This window comes from Acinetobacter sp. ANC 4779, from assembly GCF_004331055.1.
In the GTDB taxonomy this organism is placed as follows: domain Bacteria; phylum Pseudomonadota; class Gammaproteobacteria; order Pseudomonadales; family Moraxellaceae; genus Acinetobacter.
Genome location: NZ_SJNU01000004.1, coordinates 87,246 through 105,512, shown reverse-complemented (window position 1 = coordinate 105,512; position 18,267 = coordinate 87,246). Strand labels below are relative to the sequence as shown.

Below are 18,267 nucleotides of genomic sequence, written 5' to 3'. Positions count from 1 at the left end.
AGTTAAACCACCTGATACTGTAAACGGGCAAGATCTTGAATATCTTGGAGCAGCTTACGCTTGCTGAAAATCATACCCCATGAACTGCCACCCATTTGGCGCCATAAGTGCGCCAGTTGCAGGCCAGTAAACAGGGAAGCGCGAATACGGTTGGTATGAGAAGTATCTTTAAATGCTTGGGCGTTGCCTTTGACCATAATACGCGGATTAATTTGTCCCGCAGTTTCGACATAGGTTTGGGCAAGGTTGGCAATAATACTAGGATGTAGATAATTATTATCAAAAAATGAAAGTTGCTTTAATATTTTCTGTTGTGATTTTTCAATGATTTCAACAAATTTTGGATTGCTATAGACTTTTTTCTCTAACTGTAACAAAGCCATGGCATAGCTCATCGGCAACTTGGCGCTAGAGAGTTTAGGTAAACGAGATTTTGGGGAGGGGTTAAACGGTTGGTTAATACTGCTTTCTAAAGTTTTCAAACCGAGGGAAATATCGGCAAGTTGATTAAAGAAGTGGAGGGTTTGACAGGATTCATTGGAAGTGGGACGGATATTCAGGCTGGCTTTAATGAGTTGTTCTAGATAGAAACTACCGCTTTCCCCAATACTCTGCTGTCCCGACATGGCAGTCATATGGGTCAGCTGTGTTGATTGAAACACAGCCGCCAACGCCAATGCACGGTTTTGGCGTATATTCAAAGTTTGAGGCTGTTGAAAGGGTAACTCAGCCATGCCTATCGCTTCCTTTTAAATAAAATCAGGTTTTGGAGCATTGGTATGATGAATCACACCGCCACCTAAACAAACTTCATCTGCGTAGAACACTACACTTTGTCCTGGAGTCACCGCACGTTGCGGTTCGTCAAATTCAACCCGTACACCATTTGGCATATCGGCATCTTTATAAATCACACAGTCTTGATCGGGCTGACGATAACGCGTTTTCGCAGTGCAGCTGAAACCAGTCTCTGGAATCTCTTGCTCACCCGCAACCCAGTCAATCGCTTCACTCCAAAGTATAGTACTTTGCATTAGTGGATGCTCATGACCCTGACCAATGACCAGACGGTTATTTTCAATGTCTTTATAAAGAACAAACCATGCACCTTCAGATTCGCCCTTAAGACCACCTAAACCAATGCCGCCACGCTGACCGAGCGTATAGTACATTAAGCCGTGATGTTCACCAACCTCTTTACCGGTATCTAGGTAAATTTTTCCAGCTTGGGCAGGTAAATACTGTTTCAAGAAGTCATTAAAACGACGTTCGCCAATAAAGCAAATACCGGTTGAATCTTTTTTCTTCGCTGTAGCTAAACCCAGTTCTTCAGCAATACGACGAACTTCCGGTTTTTCAATTTCACCCACAGGGAACAGGGTCTTATTAATTTCGCGACCATGTACCGCATGCAGGAAATACGTTTGATCCTTATTCTGGTCAAAACCGCGTAATAAAGGGGCGTATTCTTCACCACGCGAGTTGGTCATGGTTTCACCGCGACGGCAGTAATGACCGGTGGCAATAAAGTCTGCACCCAAGTTTACGGCATGGTCTAAGAAAGCACGGAACTTGATTTCTTTATTACACAAGATGTCCGGGTTTGGGGTGCGACCTGCAGCATATTCGGCCAGAAAATGCTCGAATACACGATCCCAATATTCCATGGCAAAGTTGGCTGTATGCAGTTTAATGCCAATTTTATCGCAGACGGCTTGCGCATCGGCAAGGTCTTCCATCGCCGTACAATATTCCGTGCCGTCATCTTCTTCCCAGTTTTTCATGAAAAGTCCTTCAACTTGATATCCCTGTTGAAGAAGAAGTGCTGCAGAAACAGAAGAATCTACACCACCGGACATACCGACGATGACACGTTGTTGCATAGGATTAAGCATCCAAAGTTGAAATTAAGGGAGAGTTTTGGTGCTCGTAAATGAGCGATAAAGGGTATTTTTTGCCTGAAAGGGCATCTTCAATGGCTTTGATCACCAAGGGGCTACGCGCACGAGCCGACTCGATCAGTTCATCCAAAGTCATCCAGACTGCGCCAATGATTCCTGTATCTAATGTTGCGTGTTCATCATGCGCAATCGATTTTGCTAAAAAGCAGAAACGAAAATAGGTACGATCTGGAAACATCGGCGGGGTATAGGTATAAATACCTAGCAGTGATTCAATACTCACTGTATGTCCGGTTTCTTCCATGGTTTCGCGAATGGCAGCATCAATAATGGTTTCGCCACATTCGACATGACCCGCAGGCTGATTAAACACAGTATGTGTTACACCTTCTGTATGTTCTTCAACAAACAGAAATTTTCCGTCTTTTTCGACAACAGTTGCAACCGTAACGTGAGCAGTCCAAGCGGTCATAAGAAAGCACTATGGGAAGGGATGCACTATTCTACAAAATTTAGGACGTGGTGGCTATGATGGGAGCGGATTTCTTTACTTGTTTAAAAGAGGGTTTATTACTCTACATTACAGTTCAAGATTTATAACTTTCGGATTTTTATTATCACTCACAGAATGGCGGCAACATTTTGGGTAATTTGTTAAAAGTATAATATTATTTTCCCTAACAGAAAAAGAAAGATTGATTTTAATTAAGTCATTGTTTTATAAGAGGCTAACTTAAAAAAAATATTTAGAGTTTATTTTAATGAAATTTCTTCTCATCTTAGCTCTTTTAGCAATGTCATCACTTACTTTTGCAAGTAAAGAAGATTCTGTAAAGAACATTATAATTCATGACGATTTTACTACATGGCTTGATGATGGTAAGGCATTATTTAATTGGAACGAAATAGTAAAAACATCACCGCAAAAATCAGTAACTATAAACAAAATTAAAAATGATTATGCTGGGAATGAAGTAGCAGCGAATAAGAGATATAGAAATCAATGGACGCGAATAAAAGGCAGTATTAAGAATGTCAAAATAGATAAAGATGGAGGAATGTATGCCGATTTAACAGAAAATTATGTAAATTTTAAAGCTTATATTTCTAATGAAGATTTCGCGTCCAGCCTTAACCCTAATCAAAAAATAGATATGTATTGTTTTAACGTAATAGCAAGCTCAGCAATTAAATGTATTGATTATCCAAATTCAATTTGGAATAACGCTTCGCAAACACATTTAGCAGAGATAAGAAATAATAAAGGAATTTCATCCTTTTTATTAATAATATCTGATGCCATTTCTGATGATGTTTTTATGAAATCCTGCTCAGAAAATGTATATTCATCAGTTTGCAAAAGTACTATTAGGAATTCTATAAAAGATTTAGATATGATAATTGATAAAGCCTTGAAAAAATCTTGTGGAAAATCTAGAGAAGCTGAAAGTTGCATAAATTTAAAACAATCAATAAAAGATTTAGATCAACTTATTAACAAATAATATCTAAGTAAAAGACACCTCGAAAGAAGGTGTCTGTTGATTTAATATAAAAATTCTTATGAGAAACGTAGTTTTCTAAGCTTCATAATCTGATCGAGTTTTAATCTGTTCTGTGAGTATTAGTCAAGGTTATTGCTTAATCTGTTTGCTCTAAATAATTATTCGCCACCTTCACATAATGCCGTGCTGAATAAGGTAAAAATTCCAATTCTTTTTCTGTTAGGGGGCGAACTTGTTGTACTGGGCTTCCCACATATAAATAACCGCTTTCAAGACGTTTACGTGGGGGAACTAAAGAGCCTGCACCAATCATCACATCATCTTCAATAATCACATCATCCAAAATAATTGTGCTGATGCCCACCAATACACGATTGCCAATGGTACAGCCATGTAGTTTTACGTGATGACCAATGGTGACATCTTCGCCAATAATCAGTGGCGAGCCTTCAGGTTTATCTACTTTTTTATGACTGACATGCAACATAGCATGATCTTGTACATTAGAATTTTTACCAATATGAATATGATTCACATCACCACGAATCACAGCAAAAGGCCACACTGATACATTTTCAGCCAAAGTCACGTCACCAATCACCACGGACATTTCATCAATGTAGCAAGTGGCATCAATTTTAGGATGGTGATCTAAATAAGGGCGAATATTCTTTTTCATCATTCGTATTCAGTGGCAATGGGGTGAGTCATTATAAAATAAAAAAGCACCCATACCGAAGTAAGAGTGCTTTATCTTTAGTTTAATGCTTAATTAAAACTTAACGTTTAATTAGAATAAATTACTAAAGAATTGTTTGATATGGTCAATCATTTTTGCAAAGAAACCGGCTTCTTCAACATCTTGAAGTGCAACAAGTGGTTTTTCTGAAATGACTTTACCATCAATGCTTGCGACAAATTTACCAACCACTTGACCTTTTTTAAGAGGGGCAGTGAGTTTCGGTTGAACAACCAGTTGGGTTTTAATTGCGTTCGCCTGACCTTTCTGCATGGTCACGTTGAAGTTTTCAGCTAAGCCAATTTGAACGTCATTGCTTTTACCGTACCAAACTTTCGCTTTCGCTAAAACCTGATTGGCCGGTTGTACTTTAACAGTTTCAAAGTTTGCATAACCCCAAGCCAAGATTTCACGTGTCTGAGATGCACGATCGTTCATGCTTGGCGCACCAAAAATCACTGAAATCAAACGCAGGGGGCCGCGTTTAGCTGAAGTGGTTAAGCAATAACCAGCTTCTTCAGTATGACCGGTTTTTAAGCCATCTACACTTGGGTCGGTGTAAAGCAAGGCGTTACGGTTACCTTGTTTAATGCCGTTAAAGGTAAATTCTTTTTCAGAGTAGATCGGGTAATACTTTGAGCTGTCATGAATAATATGTTGTGCAAGCGTTGCCATATCTTTTGCAGTCGAGTAGTGACCTTCAGCAGGCATACCGGTTGAATTGATGAAGCTAGTATTGGTCATGCCAATACGTTTTGCTTCTTCATTCATCATGTGAGCAAAAGTACCTTCGTTCCCGGCAATATGTTCCGCCATGGCTTTAGAAGCATCATTACCTGACTGGATGATAATCCCACGCAGCATTTCCAGTGCTGTTGCAGTACCGTTGAGTGGTACATACATACATGATTCCGTACTACTGCCACGACACCATGCTGATTCGTTCATACGAACTTTTTCATCTTCCGTGAGATCACCACCCAACAACTTCTGTTCGATGATGTAACTGGTCATCATCTTGGTCATTGAAGCCGGTGCTAATTTTTCGTTTTCATTTTTAGATGCAAGGATTTGCCCAGTCTCATAGTCCATTAAAACATAAGATTTATTATTGAGTTCTGGCGGTGCAGATAAGACAGATGCTGCGAATGTGAAACTAGGTAATAGTAATAATGCAGCAAGGGCGCTTTTGTGGGTCATTCTAGGTGGTTCCAATATCTTGATATAAGCACAAAGAGCCTAGCATTCTAGGATAAAGCTAGACCGACTTCTACGGAGAAATCGGCTTATTTCAAAAGTATTGTAACCAATTGGTGTTAATTACTGTAAGTCGTCAGTTCTTGGCAAATTTCTTTGTTTTTCGCATCACCGGCTTTTTTTGCATCACTACGTGCTTCGGTTAAAATTGATTTAAATTTTTTCTCTTTGCTGAGCTTGGTTAAAGCTGAAACCGCATCTTTTTCTTGAGGTAAATATTCTTGGGCAAGTTTGGAATATCCTCTCGAAAACTGAGCATCATTTTTCACCAGACTTGGGCAGACTTCTGACAATACATAAATTGCAGCAAGTTCTTGTTGGGTGATTTCTTGAGTGGGAGTAACTTCAATATTTTCTTCTTGTTGTGTTGCGGCGTGAGTCACTGAAAATGTCATTGCAGCGGTGGTCAATAGACCCAAAGATAACGATTTAAACATAGATGATTTCATTTAAGCAGACCTAAATTATTTAAAAATATAACAATATAAATAAGCTTAACGATATTTTTGGTAATTGTAAGTACACAAATGTATTGAAGCTGTTGAAAATTGAAGAAATAATGAATCGACTTTGAGAGTTAAATCTGACTTGTATTTATTTTATAAAAATGGGCATGAAGGTCAATAATCTTCATGCCCATTTTATACAATACTCAATCGGCTGAATATTCTATAGGTTTGGTCTGTTTTGAATTATGCTTCGTAATTGACTACGTCATCACAAACAGATTTCTGTTCATCTTTGCTGGTTTCTTTGGCCGCCTGACGTGCTTCATTCAGAACAGCCTTATATTCTGTATCTGCCTGAAGTTTATCGTAAGTCATAGATTTATCTGAATAATCTTGTAAATAAGACTGAATAAGCTGATGGATATTATGATCAAATTTTGCGTTTTTACCCACAATTGCAGGGCATACTTCAGCCATGACTTGAGTTGAAGCCAGGTCTTCTTTGATAATGGTATTTGCTTCCGCTTGAGTTAAGCCGACATTGGCTAGAACAGCTGGTGATAATAATGCAGCAAAACCTAAACCCAAGAAGCCACGCAATAAGATCATTTTAATCATTTGTTAGTCACATATTTTGAATGGATGTCGAGCGTTAAATATATATAATTCTTTGTATTATTCAATCAAATGTTCTGACCAGTCATTTTTCAAACCTTTTCGAGATTTTTAAGTGAATATATTAATTGCCAATGATGATGGTGTTTTTGCTCCCGGTATCCAAGCGCTTGCACATGCTTTAGTCCCTTTAGGGCGTGTAGTGATTGTTGCACCAGAAAGCGAGCGCAGTGGTTATTCCAGTGCCTTGACGCTAGATCGACCATTACGTCCCGTCCAAATTTCCCCCGATGTTTGGGCCGTCAATGGCACACCGGCAGATTGCGTCTATCTGTCTATGAATGGGCTATTTGATTTTGAATTCGATCTGGTGGTCAGCGGTATTAATAGTGGAGCGAATTTAGGCGATGATGTGCTTTATTCGGGAACAGTCGGTGCAGCATTTGAAGGGCGTTTAATGAAACAACCTGCAATTGCCGTGTCTATGGCAGGACAAAATGTCCGTTCTTACGAAAATCCACAAGATTATGCTGTAGCTGCACAATGGGTACATGATTTTATTGCTTCAGGTTTGCCGGTTTTACCTCCACGTCACATTTTTAACGTGAATATTCCTGATGTGCCTGAATTAAAAGGTTCAAAAATTACTTACCAGGGTCGACGTAGTCAATCAAAACCGATTACCAGTCATGTAGACCCACGCGGTCGTCAAGTCTATTGGATTGGGCTTTCAGGCGAAGCTGTGGCAGACCCGAAAAAAGGTTTAACTGAAATAGAGTCGGACTTTTTTGCAGTTGCGAATGGCTATGTCAGTATCACACCTATTCAAATGGATGCGACCAATTACGAGATTTTGAACACGTTGCATGCACAGTTTTCTAATTAGGCTGCAGTAGTGTTATAACTTTGTGAAAATGTAGTGTTGAAATAATTTTTTATATACTTTTTTGCTAATCTTAGCGCAATTCAATAAATACTATTTATATGTAGAGAGGAAGAGTAATGCTCTTGGTGTCATCGTATCGCTTATTTGCTACGCCTTCAGCCTTGCTGAAAACCATTGTGTTGTCTACAGCTGTTATTTCCACTGTTATTTTGAGTGGTTGTGCTTCAAAACCACAAATTCATAATTCAACACGTTATGCAACTGCACCAGACTACTATACGGTTCGCTCTGGAGATACTTTAAGTGGGATTGCTGCACGTTATGGTCTAGCCTATACCAGTGTCGCGGATATGAATGACATCACGCCGCCGTATCGCATATATGTCGGGCAGTCATTACGTTTAAAAGATTCAGGTTCACGCCGTACCACCACGACTCAAGCCGTAACACAAGCTGCGCCGATTCAACGTCAAACCGTACAACTCCCAACAAATCCGGTTAAAACCAGCGCACCTGTTGTCGCCAATGTCCCGACTGTGCCTGTGGCATCTTCTAAAGCGTCTGCATTACGCTGGGTTAAACCAAGCAATGGTGCAGTTCTGCAAAATTTTAATTTAGCCAATAATATTAAAGGAATTCGCTATACCGGGAATGTAGGTGATGCAATTTATGCGGCCGCAGATGGGCAAGTGGTATATGCAGCAGACGGTTTAAAAGAATATGGTAATCTGATTCTGATCAAGCATATTAATGGTTACATTTCCGCGTATGCACATAACAGTAAAATGAACGTGAAAAGTGGAGAAAATGTGACGGCTGGGCAGAAGATTGCAGAGATGGGTTCATCAGGTACAACCCGCACCATGCTTGAGTTCCAGGTTCGTTTAGACGGTAAGCCTATTGATCCGACTCAGGTATTACCTATTAATTAAATAAATTAATACATTGCTTGAATTTCACCGTATAATACAATGAGTTGCTTTTATCGAAAGATAAAGCATCTCATAAGTTCAGAGGGAAATTTATGTTAGATCAACTTCGGGCAATGGGTGTTTTTGCTTGTGTTGTCGAAAAAAACTCGTTCAGTGGTGCAGCTCGCAATTTAGGCATCACCACCAGTGCTGTAAGTCAGCAAATTCGTTCTTTAGAACATGAGATGGAAGTTACACTTTTACATCGTTCTACCAGGAAGTTGAGTTTAACTGAAGCAGGACAAGCTTTTTTCCACAGCTGCCAAGAGATGCTCGCTGCTGCAGAGCGCGGAAAGGTACGAATTAATGAGCTGCGTGATGACATTGTTGGCGAGTTACGTATTGCAACTACACCAGAGTTAGCTGCAAATCATGTCATTCCAGCATTATCACATTGGATGTCTGCTCATAGAGGGTTGGCCGTTCATGTAGAAGCTGACAATCAATATATTGACCTGATTGAAGGTCGGATTGATATTGCGTTGCGCATAAGTTCAAAAATTGAAGATAATAATTTGCATGTCGTGCCGCTTGCACGAGTTGAGCAGGTTCTGGTGGCTTCACCGAGTTATTTGAATCAGTCTATACCCATTTCACGTCCTGAGGATTTAAAGCATCATGATTTAATTCCGATGAATGTGATCAAGAATTATCAATATTTGTCATTCCAACATGTCGTGACAAGTGAAGAAATCAGTTTAGAAATGCGTTCGAGATTGACCTCAAATAATGTTTTGGTTGCCAAAGCATTATGTCAGCAAGGGCATGGGATCGCTCGAATTTTATATCTAGATGCACAAAAAGATTTAATCAATGGTGCTTTGGTTGAGGTTTTACCAGAGTGGAAATTACCTAGTTTCACCTTATATGCCATTATTTCAAAACATGAACAACAGCCGATGAAAATTCATCGCTGTTTAGAAGCATTAAAACAATATTTCTGCCAATTACCCGGTGGCAGAAATTATCAAGAAGCTTCATAAAAGCAGAGCAGTATGAAAAAAAGCCGCTATCAGCGGCTTTTCATTTTTTGAAGGATGAAAGAATTAAGCTAGAAAGGTTTTAATCAATTTTACCAGGCGAGCAATCAGTTGATCGGCTTGTTCTTGAGTGATATTAAGTGTTGGCAATAAACGAACCACGGAACCTGCAGTTACGTTAATAATCAAATGATATTCATCACGTGCGATGTTCACCAGTTCACCACAGTCTTTCGGTAATTCAATCCCAATCATTAGACCGAAACCACGTACAATGACATTTTGATCAGCCAGTTTGTTGCGCAGCTGATCAACAATATAGGCACCTTTTTCCGCAGCATTTTCAACCAGATTTTCTTTCTGCATAATATCGAGAACTGTATATACCACACGCGAACCGAGCGCTGTACCACTATAGGTTGAACCATGGTTGCCCGCAGTCAATACACCCACACCACGACCTTGAGTCATCACCGCACCAATCGGGAAGCCGTTCCCTAAGCCTTTTGCCGTGGTTAAAACGTCTGGAATGATGCTGGTATGCTGGTAAGCAAAGTATTTACCGGTACGACCATTACCTGTTTGAACTTCATCAAGCATCATCAACCAGTTATGCTGATTACAGATTTGACGAATTTCTTCAAGGTAGCTAAAACCTTGAGGTGCAGTATTTACACCGCCTTCACCTTGAATCGGTTCAACAAAAACAGCCACGATGTCTGGATGGTTAATTGCTGCTTCTTGAATGGCTTCAATGTCACCAAAAGGTACACGGATAAAACCTTCAACCAGTGGTCCAAAACCTTCCTGAACTTTTTTGTTGCCGGTTGCAGCAAGGGTCGCCATGGTACGGCCATGGAAAGAACGGTCTGCAACAATAATTTTTGGATTGGCAATGCCTTGCATTGATCCAAACTTACGGGCAATTTTAATGGCACCCTCATTGGATTCTGCACCGCTGTTCGAGAAGAAAATTTCTTCCATGCCTGAAACTTCAGCAAGTTTTTGCGCTGCAGCCGTTTGCCAAGGTACTTCAAATAAATTGCTGGTGTGAATGAGTGTTGCAGCTTGCTCGGCAATGGCTTCGGCAATAACAGGATGAGCATGACCTAGACCACATACTGCAATTCCTGTAAGTGCATCAAAATATTCAGTGCCATCTTCTGTATAAAGATAAGAACCCCGACCGCGAACAAAGCTGATCGGCTGACGGCCAAAGACTGGCATCAAGTGTGAAGGTTGATCAGATTGCACTGGGGCAAGGGTAATGTTATTCATGACTTACTCTTATCTGTTAGGTAGGAAAAATAAAGCTTTATCTAAGCAAAAACTGCTACAGAATAACAGCCCAAATGGAAATAAAAATGGAAATATTGCTTTAGTCATACTGTTTTGTTAAGTTTTGGGTATAATGCGAGGCAGATGAGTTGAGGATTTATCAATGACTGAACAAGCACGCGACACTGAAGCGTTAATTCGCGACCAAATTGCTAAACATGCAGTACTTCTTTATATGAAGGGTACGCCGCAATTCCCACAATGTGGTTTCTCTGCACGTGCGGTAGAAGCACTCAGTCAAATTGGTCGTCCATTTGCTTATGTAAATATTTTGGAAAACCAGGATATTCGCGCGATTTTGCCACAAATTGCAAATTGGCCGACCTTCCCACAATTGTGGATTAATGGCGAATTAATTGGTGGTAGCGATATCATGCTAGAGATGTTCCAAAAAGGTGAGTTAAAAACCTTGGTAGAACAATACAGCCCAGCATCTGAAGCTTAATTCAGTTGTGAAGCCATTAAAAAAGCGCCTTGTGGCGCTTTTTTAATGGCTTGGTTTAATATTGCTTTATAAAGAAGCAGATTACTCTGCTTCTGACTTGTCCTTGCTGGCCTTTTTAGATTCGACGACATCAGACGGAACAGGTTGTTTTTCGGCTTCTTCTTTTTTCTTTTTCTTGGCTTTTTTCTTTTTCTTTTTTTTCTTCGAGTCATCTTCAAACTCTGCACCATCTTCAATGGCTTGCCAATACTCAAGTTGATCCATTACCGCAGCATAAATTGAATTTTTGCTATAGCGACCTTTTTTGTTTAGGGTGCCGACAGGGCGAGCCATCAGAATTTCCAGAGCCTGATCAATGGTTTGAATGGCATGAATATGGAATTGACCTTTTTCAACCGCTTCAATGACATCGTGTCTCAACATCAAATGTTGCATGTTTTGGCGTGGAATAATTACGCCCTGTTTGCCAGTCAAACCTTGTAATTTACAGGCATCGAAGAAACCTTCAATTTTGGCATTCACGCCGCCAATCGGTTGAACTTGACCGAGTTGATTCATTGAGCCAGTAATTGCCCATGACTGGTCAATCGGCAGTTGGCTAATCGCAGATAATAGTGCAGATAGTTCAGCTACGGTTGCACTGTCCCCATCCACCTGACCATAGCTTTGCTCAAAAGCGAGGGCAGCAGAGAAGTGCAAAATCTGTTCACGGCCAAAATGCGCTTTGAGGAAACTCGACATCAGTAACACGCCTTTGGCATGTAGGGAGCCACCCAGTTCAACACTGCGTTCGATATCCAGAATATCACCACCGCCTTGATAAACCGAAGCGGTTAAACGCGAAGGCAAACCGAATTCAACATCTGCATATTGAATTACAGACAGGGCATTAATCTGTCCTAAACGGTGTCCTTTGGTTTCAATCAACTGTGTGCCACGTGATAAATCTTCCCAGTACAATTCACGTAAATAACCGAGACGGTACTTGCGATGATCGAGTGCGGTATTGATATGTTTATCACTAACGATTTTGTCACCCGATTTTTCTGCATGATGATGGGCTTCGCGAATCAAATCACCCAAAGTTAAAGCATGTAATGACAATGAACTCTGGTCTTCTGCCTGCCGACTTGAATCAGTCAGTAATGCCGCTAAGGCAGAGCGCTCAAAAGGTAATAATTTATCTGCTTGCACATAATCGGCAATCAGCTGCATATACGCCTGCTCATTAGTGTCATTACGTTGTAATGTATCGGTAAAGTCAGCACGGATTTTAAATACACTGCCGAGTTCCGGTTCAACTTCTAGAATCTGATAATAAACTTCAGGTTCTGCCAGTAAAACGACTTTCAAATTCAAGGGAATAGATTGAGGTTCAATCGAAATACTGCCGGTTAAAGTCAGCATATGTTCCAGTGAAGATAGTTTTATCTGCCCTGATTTTAAGGCACGTTTTAAACCTTGCCATGCATAAGGCTGTTCGAGCAGTTGCTCCGCTTCGAGCATTAAAAATCCACCATTGGCTTTGTGCAATGTACCGGGGCGAATCAGGGTGAAGTCTGTGGTAATGGTGCCATTTTGGGTAAGCTGTTCGACATGACCCAGTAAATTGTAATGCGTTGGGAAGTCTTCAAAAATCACTGGTGCGCCAGAATTTGGCTTATAGGACACAATGATATTGACCTGATAACGTGCAGGCACTCGGCTAAATAGGCCTGGGGTAAAGTCATCTTCTTCTTGCTCAAGCACAATTTCGACATTGTTAATAATGTCTTCAGCATAGTATTTGAGATAGTCTTTTAAGCCTTCAACCTCACCAAACTTATTTAAAATTTGTTCAATACGCGGCATCACCACCTGTTTTGCGATATCACGATTTAAGCTTTGCACTTTATCGCGTGCATCATCTTCTAAATCGCCTAAATGTAGGCCTAAGCGTTCCAGTTTTTTGTCCATGTAACGCATGTTGGTTGAAATTTCAGCGCGCTCTTTACTGTTGAGCGCATTAATGTCTTCTGCTGTCATTTCTTCCGCAGAATCATCAATGAAATGTACCGGCACAAAGCAATGTTCTTCATTACGGGTAATCAGTTTCAGATCAAGTTCTTCACCTTCTTTGGTCAGATCAATTAATGCCTGGCGTTGCTCATCCCCAATTTGCTGGCGAATCAGTTCAATACGATTATGATAAATTTCTGCAGTAAAACGGCGTTCTAATTGCTTTAAAATGGTTTGCCAGGTTTGATGCAACAGTGTTTGAAATTTCGCTGCTTGACCGGATGGAAGCTCGAGCGCAATCGGTTGGCGTGGCAGTTTAAAATTATTGACATAGACCCAGTCGTTTGGTGTCGGCATGGTTTTGGCGTGTTGTTGTAATAAACGCTTGATCATGGTGCGTTTACCGAGGCCCGCTGTACCCACAGCAAAAATGTTATAGCCTGAATAAGGTAAAGCAATACCTGCTTCTACAGATGCGCGCGCGCGATCTTGCCCGAGAAAATTATTTAGCGGTTTAAGACGACGTGTGGATGCAGGGATTTTATCGTAATTAGGAATATGCGTCAGTTGTTCAGATTTCAGTTTGGTTTTTTCTAAAGTGCTTTGTATTTCTGGTTGTTCAAATGCAGAAGTTAAAATGTTTTGGCTCGGTTGTTCAATGTTGCTGATAATATTGGCGGATAAAGAAGAGTTCATTTGCTCGAGTCTTTGGGTCACTGTGAAAATCCAAAACGAAATATTGCGGTAGAGTGTTAAAGGTATACAGGTTTGCTTGAAAAATTCAAGCGGACATGATGCTTTAAACGATAAAATAAAATAATGATTTCGTAAATATTGTTGAAACCTATCGCATTACGCGTTTGAATAGCGACATTGAGTTTTTGCAGAACATAATAAATTAATGACAACACAATCTACTGGATGGAAATCGGCCTTTACGGCATTTCTTGATCGCCGTGCCCTTATTATGCTGTTTCTTGGTTTCTCCGCAGGTATTCCAATCTTGCTGATTTTTTCAAGCCTGTCTTTATGGCTGGGAGAAGCCGGAATTGATAAAAGTGCGGTGACTTTTTTTAGCTGGGCGGCGCTAGGCTATTCTTTCAAGTTTGTGTGGGCACCTTTAATTGACGAATTGCCAGTTCCAGTTCTGACGAAAATACTCGGTCGCCGTCGCGCATGGTTGCTGATTGCGCAAGTGTTGATTATCTGCGCCATTTGTATCATGGCATTTTCAAACCCTGCTTTAGGGCAAAGTTATTTGTACCAGATGGCGGTGGGTGCAGTATTGCTGGGCTTTTCTGCGGCAACACAAGATATTGTCATTGATGCTTACCGGATTGAACTGGCTGAAACTCAAATGCAGACCGTTCTGGCCTCGACCTATAATGCCGGTTATCGCATCGGGATGATTGTAGCGGGTGCAGGCGCGTTATTTTTAGCTGCTTCCCTCGGTACAGCGAAAGGCAACTATATTTATAGTGCCTGGAAAATCACTTATTTAGCCATGGCTGCGGTGATGGTAGTGGGGATTATCACCACATTGATGATTCGTGAACCTCAAGTGAGCCGAATTTATAAAAATTATAAACGTACCGATTACTATCGTTTGGTTGCGGTATTTTTTGTAGCAGTAATCAGTTTTGTACTGAGTTATATTTTCTCTGGAAATTTAACAGAAGCGCTTAAATCACAATTTGAAATTTCAGATTCTTTCTTACTATTTTGCTTTGAAGCATTACGTTTTATTGGCTCTGCTGCTGTTGCCGTAATGGTCGGTACATTGCTGGTGAAAATGGGTGCCGTCAATAAACAAATGGCCTTTGAAACCTGGGTCAACCCCATTGCAGATTTCTTTAAACGTTATGGCGTTAAACTGGCATTGGTATTATTGCTGTTGATTGGTTTTTACCGTATTTCCGACATTATTGCCGGTGTCATTTCGAATGTGTTCTATCAAGACCTGAACTTCACCAAACAGCAAATTGCTGAAGCAGTTAAAATTTACGGCGTGATTTTTAGTCTGGTTGGCGGTTTCTTGGGTGGTCTGCTGGCACAGCGCATGAACATTATGAAGTTGATGTTTGTCGGTGCAATCTTGGCCAGTTCAACCAATCTGATTTTTATTGGCTTGGTAAAATCTGGACAGCAACTCAATGATGTCAATGTCACAGTCGGGCAGCACAGTTACAAGGTTCAGTCCGATGAAGTGGGATATTGGAAACTCAAGGTACCGAGTCAGGTTTTAGCACAAGCAGATGAACTGCAAGTCGTTGCCCAGTATTCGGATGGGTCTAAAAATACCGCAATTACAACATTGCCTTATTTAAAGCTGGATGAAAAACAATCCAGTATGCAGATTCTGCCCGTAACCAGTGACAATATCATTGGCTTGCAGGAGCGAAATAATAGTTTAGTCATTCGCGGACAGTATTTTGGGCAACCTTTATCTGAATCTCAAAAAATTGTCTTAAGTTTAGACAAGCAAACTTTTGATGCAAATCTGGATAAAACAGGCGTGTTTAGTGCGGCAATTCCGGCTGAAATTTTAATCGATTCAGCTTCTAAACAGCTGGTTGTTGAAGTGATTGAAAATAATCAAGTCTTATCAACGGCTCAACGTCGCTATACGACCAATATGAAGTTGAGCACCGCCAAAGATTTAGATGTAGATATTCAACCTTTACCTGTCGTAAATGCTCAATCGACTGATGAAGTTGAAATTACTGGCAAGGTGATTAAACCCTATAGTTCAGGTTGGTTGTATTTTGCCATTATTGTCGATAATTTGGCATCAGGGCTTGCTGGTGCTGCATTTATTGCCTTCTTGTCTAGCTTGACCAGCGTATCATTTACCGCAGTGCAATATGCGATTTTTAGTTCCCTGATGACTTTAACCCCCAAGATTTTAGGCGGTTATTCGGGTACTATAGTCAGCAATATTGGTTATCCAAATTTCTTCCTCATGACCACCCTGATTGGTATTCCCATTCTAATTTTAGTGGTGTGGGTGGCGAAGTTATTGGGTGAACATCAACATACGAAGAGTCAATAAGGATGAAGAATATGCGCATGCTGCATACCATGTTACGTGTAGGCGATTTGGAACAATCTTTAAAGTTCTATACTGAAGTACTCGGTATGACTTTGCTTCGTAAGCGTGATTATGAAGAAGGTCGTTTCACTTTAGCCTTTGTGGGTTATGGTGATGAAGAAAACAATACTGTTTTAGAATTAACGCATAACTGGGATACTGCAAGTTATGAGTTGGGCAATGGCTATGGTCATATTGCCATTGCTGTAGACGATGCATATAAAGCATGTGAAGAAATTAAAGCGCGTGGCGGTAAAGTTGTGCGTGAAGCCGGTCCGATGAAAGGTGGCAGTACGGTAATTGCTTTTGTTGAAGATCCGGACGGTTATAAAATCGAGCTGATTCAGCAAGATGTAAATGCCAGAAATAACTAATAGATTTCTTTATAAGTGCTGATGCCCTTTTTATTTTCTTCTAGTAAGTGGGATAAAAGGGGTTTGCAAAGAAATTTAATTATAAAGTGATATAGATAAAATAAATATTGATCATTGATTTGAAAAACTAGCTTTATTTATTTAGCCCATTAAGATGAAACTTTACTATTAGGTAAAATTGCTTAGTGGGCTTTTTTATATCTTAAAATTATTATAAGGAATGAATAATGTTGAAATTATTGGCACTGGATCGCTTTACTATTTTACTGATCGTGATGGTCATTCTGGCGACTATTATTCCAGTATCGGGTTGGGCAGAAAACATCTTTAGCGTAATTACTACAATTGCGATTGCCATTTTATTTTTTTTACATGGTGCAAAAATTTCCAGAGAATCGCTAGTTGATGGGATTATGCATTGGAAATTTCATGTGGTGGTGTTTGCTTTTACCTTTGCCTTATTTCCACTTTTAGGTTTGCTGGCTAAACCCTTGTTGTTGCCAATTTTAGGAAAAGAATTGTATTGGGGCTTTTTGTTTATGTGCTTTTTGCCCTCGACCGTGCAGTCCTCTATTGCCTTTACCTCGGTCGCCAAAGGTAATGTGGCCAGTGCAGTGTGTAGTGCTTCATTTTCTAATTTAATCGGGATGTTTATTACCCCGATACTGGTAAGTTTCTTTATTTTAGGCCAGTCTCAGCATGATTTTGATCCCACGTCAGCCGTGGTTAAAATTGCCTTATTGTTATTGGTGCCTTTTATTTTAGGGCAAATCTTACGTCCTTATGTTTATCCTTATATGCTAAAAATACCCGGTCTGGTTAAAGGCTTTGATCAGGGTACGATTTTAATGGTGGTATATGGGGCTTTTAGTAGTGCGGTGGTAGCAGGCTTATGGCAACTGGTCAGTTGGCAGACCTTACTGATTTTAACGCTGGTGTGCTCCGTATTTTTAACGATTATTATGCTGTTGGCTTTTTATATTCCAAAATGGCTTGGTTTTAATAAAGCTGATCAAATTGCCATGTTCTTTTGTAGCTCTAAAAAAACGTTGGCCAGTGGTGTACCCATGGCACAGATTTTATTTATCGGACAGCCGTTAGGCATGATTGTGTTGCCGATTATGATTTTTCATCAAATTCAGCTGATGGTATGTGGGGTAATTGCCAATTATTGGTCCAAGAGCATGGACGATGAGTCTAGTATAGGTAGTGAAATTAAAGAATAATTCGCTATCTGATATTTTTTGCCGTATAATTATGCCCACTTGTTGTGCTTAGCCCTGGCGGTATCCGTCTCGGTGGGCCAAAAGAATGGTCTGTTATGGTGTTGATCTCGCTTTTCTTTTGAAGAAGCTTTTTCCTCATGAATCATGAGAGTGATCAATTGCGATGACAGCATAAGCCTTTCTTAACTTAGGAGTAATCGACGATGCGCGCCGATATCCACCCAAAATATGAAACATTAGTTGCTACCTGTTCATGTGGTAACGTAATCGAAACTCGTTCAGCGATTGGTAAAGAAACTCTTTACCTTGACGTATGTTCAGCTTGTCACCCATTCTATACTGGTAAACAGAAGAATGTTGACCAAGGTGGTCGTATCGACAAGTTCAAACAACGTTTTTCTGGTATGTCACGTTCTATCAAACGTCCTGACTAATACCGTAAAATGTAAAAAAACGGGCAGTATGCCCGTTTTTTTATGCCTGAAATTTATG

18 protein-coding genes are annotated in these 18,267 nt (G+C 40.3%); 9 read left to right on the top strand and 9 right to left on the bottom strand.

Features of this window, described 5'->3' with window-relative positions; genetic code table 11:
* Positions 1-2: 2 nt before the first annotated feature.
* Genes hflD through E0H80_RS06605 form a run of 3 tightly spaced genes read right to left on the bottom strand, consistent with a single transcriptional unit; the run spans position 3 to position 2,373 of the window.
* Positions 3-734 (bottom strand): high frequency lysogenization protein HflD, encoded by a 732-nt coding sequence (gene hflD, locus E0H80_RS06615; protein ID WP_067863939.1) that lies wholly within the window; start codon positions 732-734, stop codon positions 3-5.
* A gap of 15 nt (positions 735-749) precedes the next feature.
* Positions 750-1,883 (bottom strand): tRNA 2-thiouridine(34) synthase MnmA, encoded by a 1,134-nt coding sequence (gene mnmA, locus E0H80_RS06610; protein ID WP_131364275.1) that lies wholly within the window; start codon positions 1,881-1,883, stop codon positions 750-752.
* 4 nt (positions 1,884-1,887) lie between these two features.
* Positions 1,888-2,373, bottom strand: coding sequence for an NUDIX hydrolase (locus E0H80_RS06605; protein ID WP_131364273.1), 486 nt, complete (start codon positions 2,371-2,373; stop codon positions 1,888-1,890).
* A gap of 289 nt (positions 2,374-2,662) precedes the next feature.
* Between E0H80_RS06605 and E0H80_RS06600 the strand changes: the two genes are divergently transcribed.
* Positions 2,663-3,406 carry an OB-fold protein gene (locus tag E0H80_RS06600; RefSeq protein WP_131364271.1) on the top strand — a complete coding sequence of 248 codons (744 nt, stop codon included), beginning with the start codon at positions 2,663-2,665 and terminating at the stop codon, positions 3,404-3,406.
* A 136-nt stretch (positions 3,407-3,542) separates the two neighbouring features.
* Here E0H80_RS06600 and E0H80_RS06595 read toward each other — a convergent pair whose 3' ends face one another.
* The 4 genes from E0H80_RS06595 to E0H80_RS06580 all read right to left on the bottom strand — a co-directional run bounded on the left by E0H80_RS06595 (position 3,543) and on the right by E0H80_RS06580 (position 6,469).
* Positions 3,543-4,085, bottom strand: coding sequence for a gamma carbonic anhydrase family protein (locus E0H80_RS06595; protein ID WP_131364269.1), 543 nt, complete (start codon positions 4,083-4,085; stop codon positions 3,543-3,545).
* Between the two features lie 111 nt (positions 4,086-4,196).
* Positions 4,197-5,345 (bottom strand): D-alanyl-D-alanine carboxypeptidase PBP5/6, encoded by a 1,149-nt coding sequence (gene dacC, locus E0H80_RS06590; protein WP_131364267.1) that lies wholly within the window; start codon positions 5,343-5,345, stop codon positions 4,197-4,199.
* A gap of 116 nt (positions 5,346-5,461) precedes the next feature.
* A complete protein-coding gene (locus E0H80_RS06585) occupies positions 5,462-5,851 on the bottom strand; it encodes an MCR_0457 family protein (protein WP_131364265.1) in 390 nt (129 codons plus the stop codon).
* Positions 5,852-6,094: 243 nt separating this feature from the next.
* Positions 6,095-6,469, bottom strand: coding sequence for an MCR_0457 family protein (locus E0H80_RS06580; protein ID WP_131364263.1), 375 nt, complete (start codon positions 6,467-6,469; stop codon positions 6,095-6,097).
* A 112-nt stretch (positions 6,470-6,581) separates the two neighbouring features.
* On the opposite strand from E0H80_RS06580, the gene surE reads away from it, so the two are divergent.
* The 3 genes from surE to E0H80_RS06565 all read left to right on the top strand — a co-directional run bounded on the left by surE (position 6,582) and on the right by E0H80_RS06565 (position 9,306).
* Positions 6,582-7,352: a 5'/3'-nucleotidase SurE gene (gene surE / locus E0H80_RS06575; protein WP_131364261.1), complete on the top strand. Its 771-nt coding sequence runs from the start codon at positions 6,582-6,584 to the stop codon at positions 7,350-7,352.
* A 116-nt stretch (positions 7,353-7,468) separates the two neighbouring features.
* Positions 7,469-8,284 (top strand): peptidoglycan DD-metalloendopeptidase family protein, encoded by an 816-nt coding sequence (locus E0H80_RS06570; RefSeq protein WP_131364259.1) that lies wholly within the window; start codon positions 7,469-7,471, stop codon positions 8,282-8,284.
* 92 nt (positions 8,285-8,376) lie between these two features.
* Positions 8,377-9,306: a LysR family transcriptional regulator gene (locus tag E0H80_RS06565; RefSeq protein WP_067863972.1), complete on the top strand. Its 930-nt coding sequence runs from the start codon at positions 8,377-8,379 to the stop codon at positions 9,304-9,306.
* 63 nt (positions 9,307-9,369) lie between these two features.
* Here E0H80_RS06565 and E0H80_RS06560 read toward each other — a convergent pair whose 3' ends face one another.
* On the bottom strand, positions 9,370-10,581 hold the full coding sequence (locus tag E0H80_RS06560; RefSeq protein WP_131364257.1) for an aspartate aminotransferase family protein: 1,212 nt from the start codon (positions 10,579-10,581) through the stop codon (positions 9,370-9,372).
* A 163-nt stretch (positions 10,582-10,744) separates the two neighbouring features.
* Between E0H80_RS06560 and grxD the strand changes: the two genes are divergently transcribed.
* Positions 10,745-11,086, top strand: a complete 342-nt coding sequence (gene grxD, locus E0H80_RS06555) for a Grx4 family monothiol glutaredoxin (RefSeq protein ID WP_131364255.1) — start codon at positions 10,745-10,747, stop codon at positions 11,084-11,086.
* Positions 11,087-11,167: 81 nt separating this feature from the next.
* Here the strand turns inward: grxD and E0H80_RS06550 are convergent, their stop codons facing one another.
* Positions 11,168-13,780, bottom strand: coding sequence for a Lon protease family protein (locus tag E0H80_RS06550; protein WP_416224578.1), 2,613 nt, complete (start codon positions 13,778-13,780; stop codon positions 11,168-11,170).
* A 205-nt stretch (positions 13,781-13,985) separates the two neighbouring features.
* Between E0H80_RS06550 and E0H80_RS06545 the strand changes: the two genes are divergently transcribed.
* The 4 genes from E0H80_RS06545 to rpmE all read left to right on the top strand — a co-directional run bounded on the left by E0H80_RS06545 (position 13,986) and on the right by rpmE (position 18,209).
* Positions 13,986-16,136, top strand: coding sequence for an AmpG family muropeptide MFS transporter (locus E0H80_RS06545; protein ID WP_131364251.1), 2,151 nt, complete (start codon positions 13,986-13,988; stop codon positions 16,134-16,136).
* A gap of 11 nt (positions 16,137-16,147) precedes the next feature.
* Positions 16,148-16,549, top strand: coding sequence for a lactoylglutathione lyase (gloA, locus tag E0H80_RS06540; RefSeq protein ID WP_131364249.1), 402 nt, complete (start codon positions 16,148-16,150; stop codon positions 16,547-16,549).
* 227 nt (positions 16,550-16,776) lie between these two features.
* Positions 16,777-17,775, top strand: coding sequence for a bile acid:sodium symporter family protein (locus E0H80_RS06535; protein ID WP_131364247.1), 999 nt, complete (start codon positions 16,777-16,779; stop codon positions 17,773-17,775).
* A 203-nt stretch (positions 17,776-17,978) separates the two neighbouring features.
* A complete protein-coding gene (rpmE, locus tag E0H80_RS06530; protein ID WP_067863993.1) occupies positions 17,979-18,209 on the top strand; it encodes a 50S ribosomal protein L31 in 231 nt (76 codons plus the stop codon).
* The last annotated feature ends 58 nt before the right edge of the window (positions 18,210-18,267 follow it).

Coding starts and splice junctions, on each gene's coding strand:
- E0H80_RS06560 (WP_131364257.1), bottom strand. CDS start 10,581: ATGAATAACATTACCCTTGCCCCAGTGCAATCTGATCAACCTTCACAC.
- E0H80_RS06605 (WP_131364273.1), bottom strand. CDS start 2,373: ATGACCGCTTGGACTGCTCACGTTACGGTTGCAACTGTTGTCGAAAAA.
- gloA (WP_131364249.1), top strand. CDS start 16,148: ATGCGCATGCTGCATACCATGTTACGTGTAGGCGATTTGGAACAATCT.
- hflD (WP_067863939.1), bottom strand. CDS start 734: ATGGCTGAGTTACCCTTTCAACAGCCTCAAACTTTGAATATACGCCAA.
- E0H80_RS06545 (WP_131364251.1), top strand. CDS start 13,986: ATGACAACACAATCTACTGGATGGAAATCGGCCTTTACGGCATTTCTT.
- E0H80_RS06570 (WP_131364259.1), top strand. CDS start 7,469: ATGCTCTTGGTGTCATCGTATCGCTTATTTGCTACGCCTTCAGCCTTG.
- E0H80_RS06585 (WP_131364265.1), bottom strand. CDS start 5,851: ATGAAATCATCTATGTTTAAATCGTTATCTTTGGGTCTATTGACCACC.
- E0H80_RS06595 (WP_131364269.1), bottom strand. CDS start 4,085: ATGAAAAAGAATATTCGCCCTTATTTAGATCACCATCCTAAAATTGAT.
- E0H80_RS06535 (WP_131364247.1), top strand. CDS start 16,777: ATGTTGAAATTATTGGCACTGGATCGCTTTACTATTTTACTGATCGTG.
- grxD (WP_131364255.1), top strand. CDS start 10,745: ATGACTGAACAAGCACGCGACACTGAAGCGTTAATTCGCGACCAAATT.
- rpmE (WP_067863993.1), top strand. CDS start 17,979: ATGCGCGCCGATATCCACCCAAAATATGAAACATTAGTTGCTACCTGT.
- dacC (WP_131364267.1), bottom strand. CDS start 5,345: ATGACCCACAAAAGCGCCCTTGCTGCATTATTACTATTACCTAGTTTC.
- E0H80_RS06600 (WP_131364271.1), top strand. CDS start 2,663: ATGAAATTTCTTCTCATCTTAGCTCTTTTAGCAATGTCATCACTTACT.
- mnmA (WP_131364275.1), bottom strand. CDS start 1,883: ATGCAACAACGTGTCATCGTCGGTATGTCCGGTGGTGTAGATTCTTCT.
- E0H80_RS06580 (WP_131364263.1), bottom strand. CDS start 6,469: ATGATTAAAATGATCTTATTGCGTGGCTTCTTGGGTTTAGGTTTTGCT.
- E0H80_RS06565 (WP_067863972.1), top strand. CDS start 8,377: ATGTTAGATCAACTTCGGGCAATGGGTGTTTTTGCTTGTGTTGTCGAA.
- E0H80_RS06550 (WP_416224578.1), bottom strand. CDS start 13,780: ATGAACTCTTCTTTATCCGCCAATATTATCAGCAACATTGAACAACCG.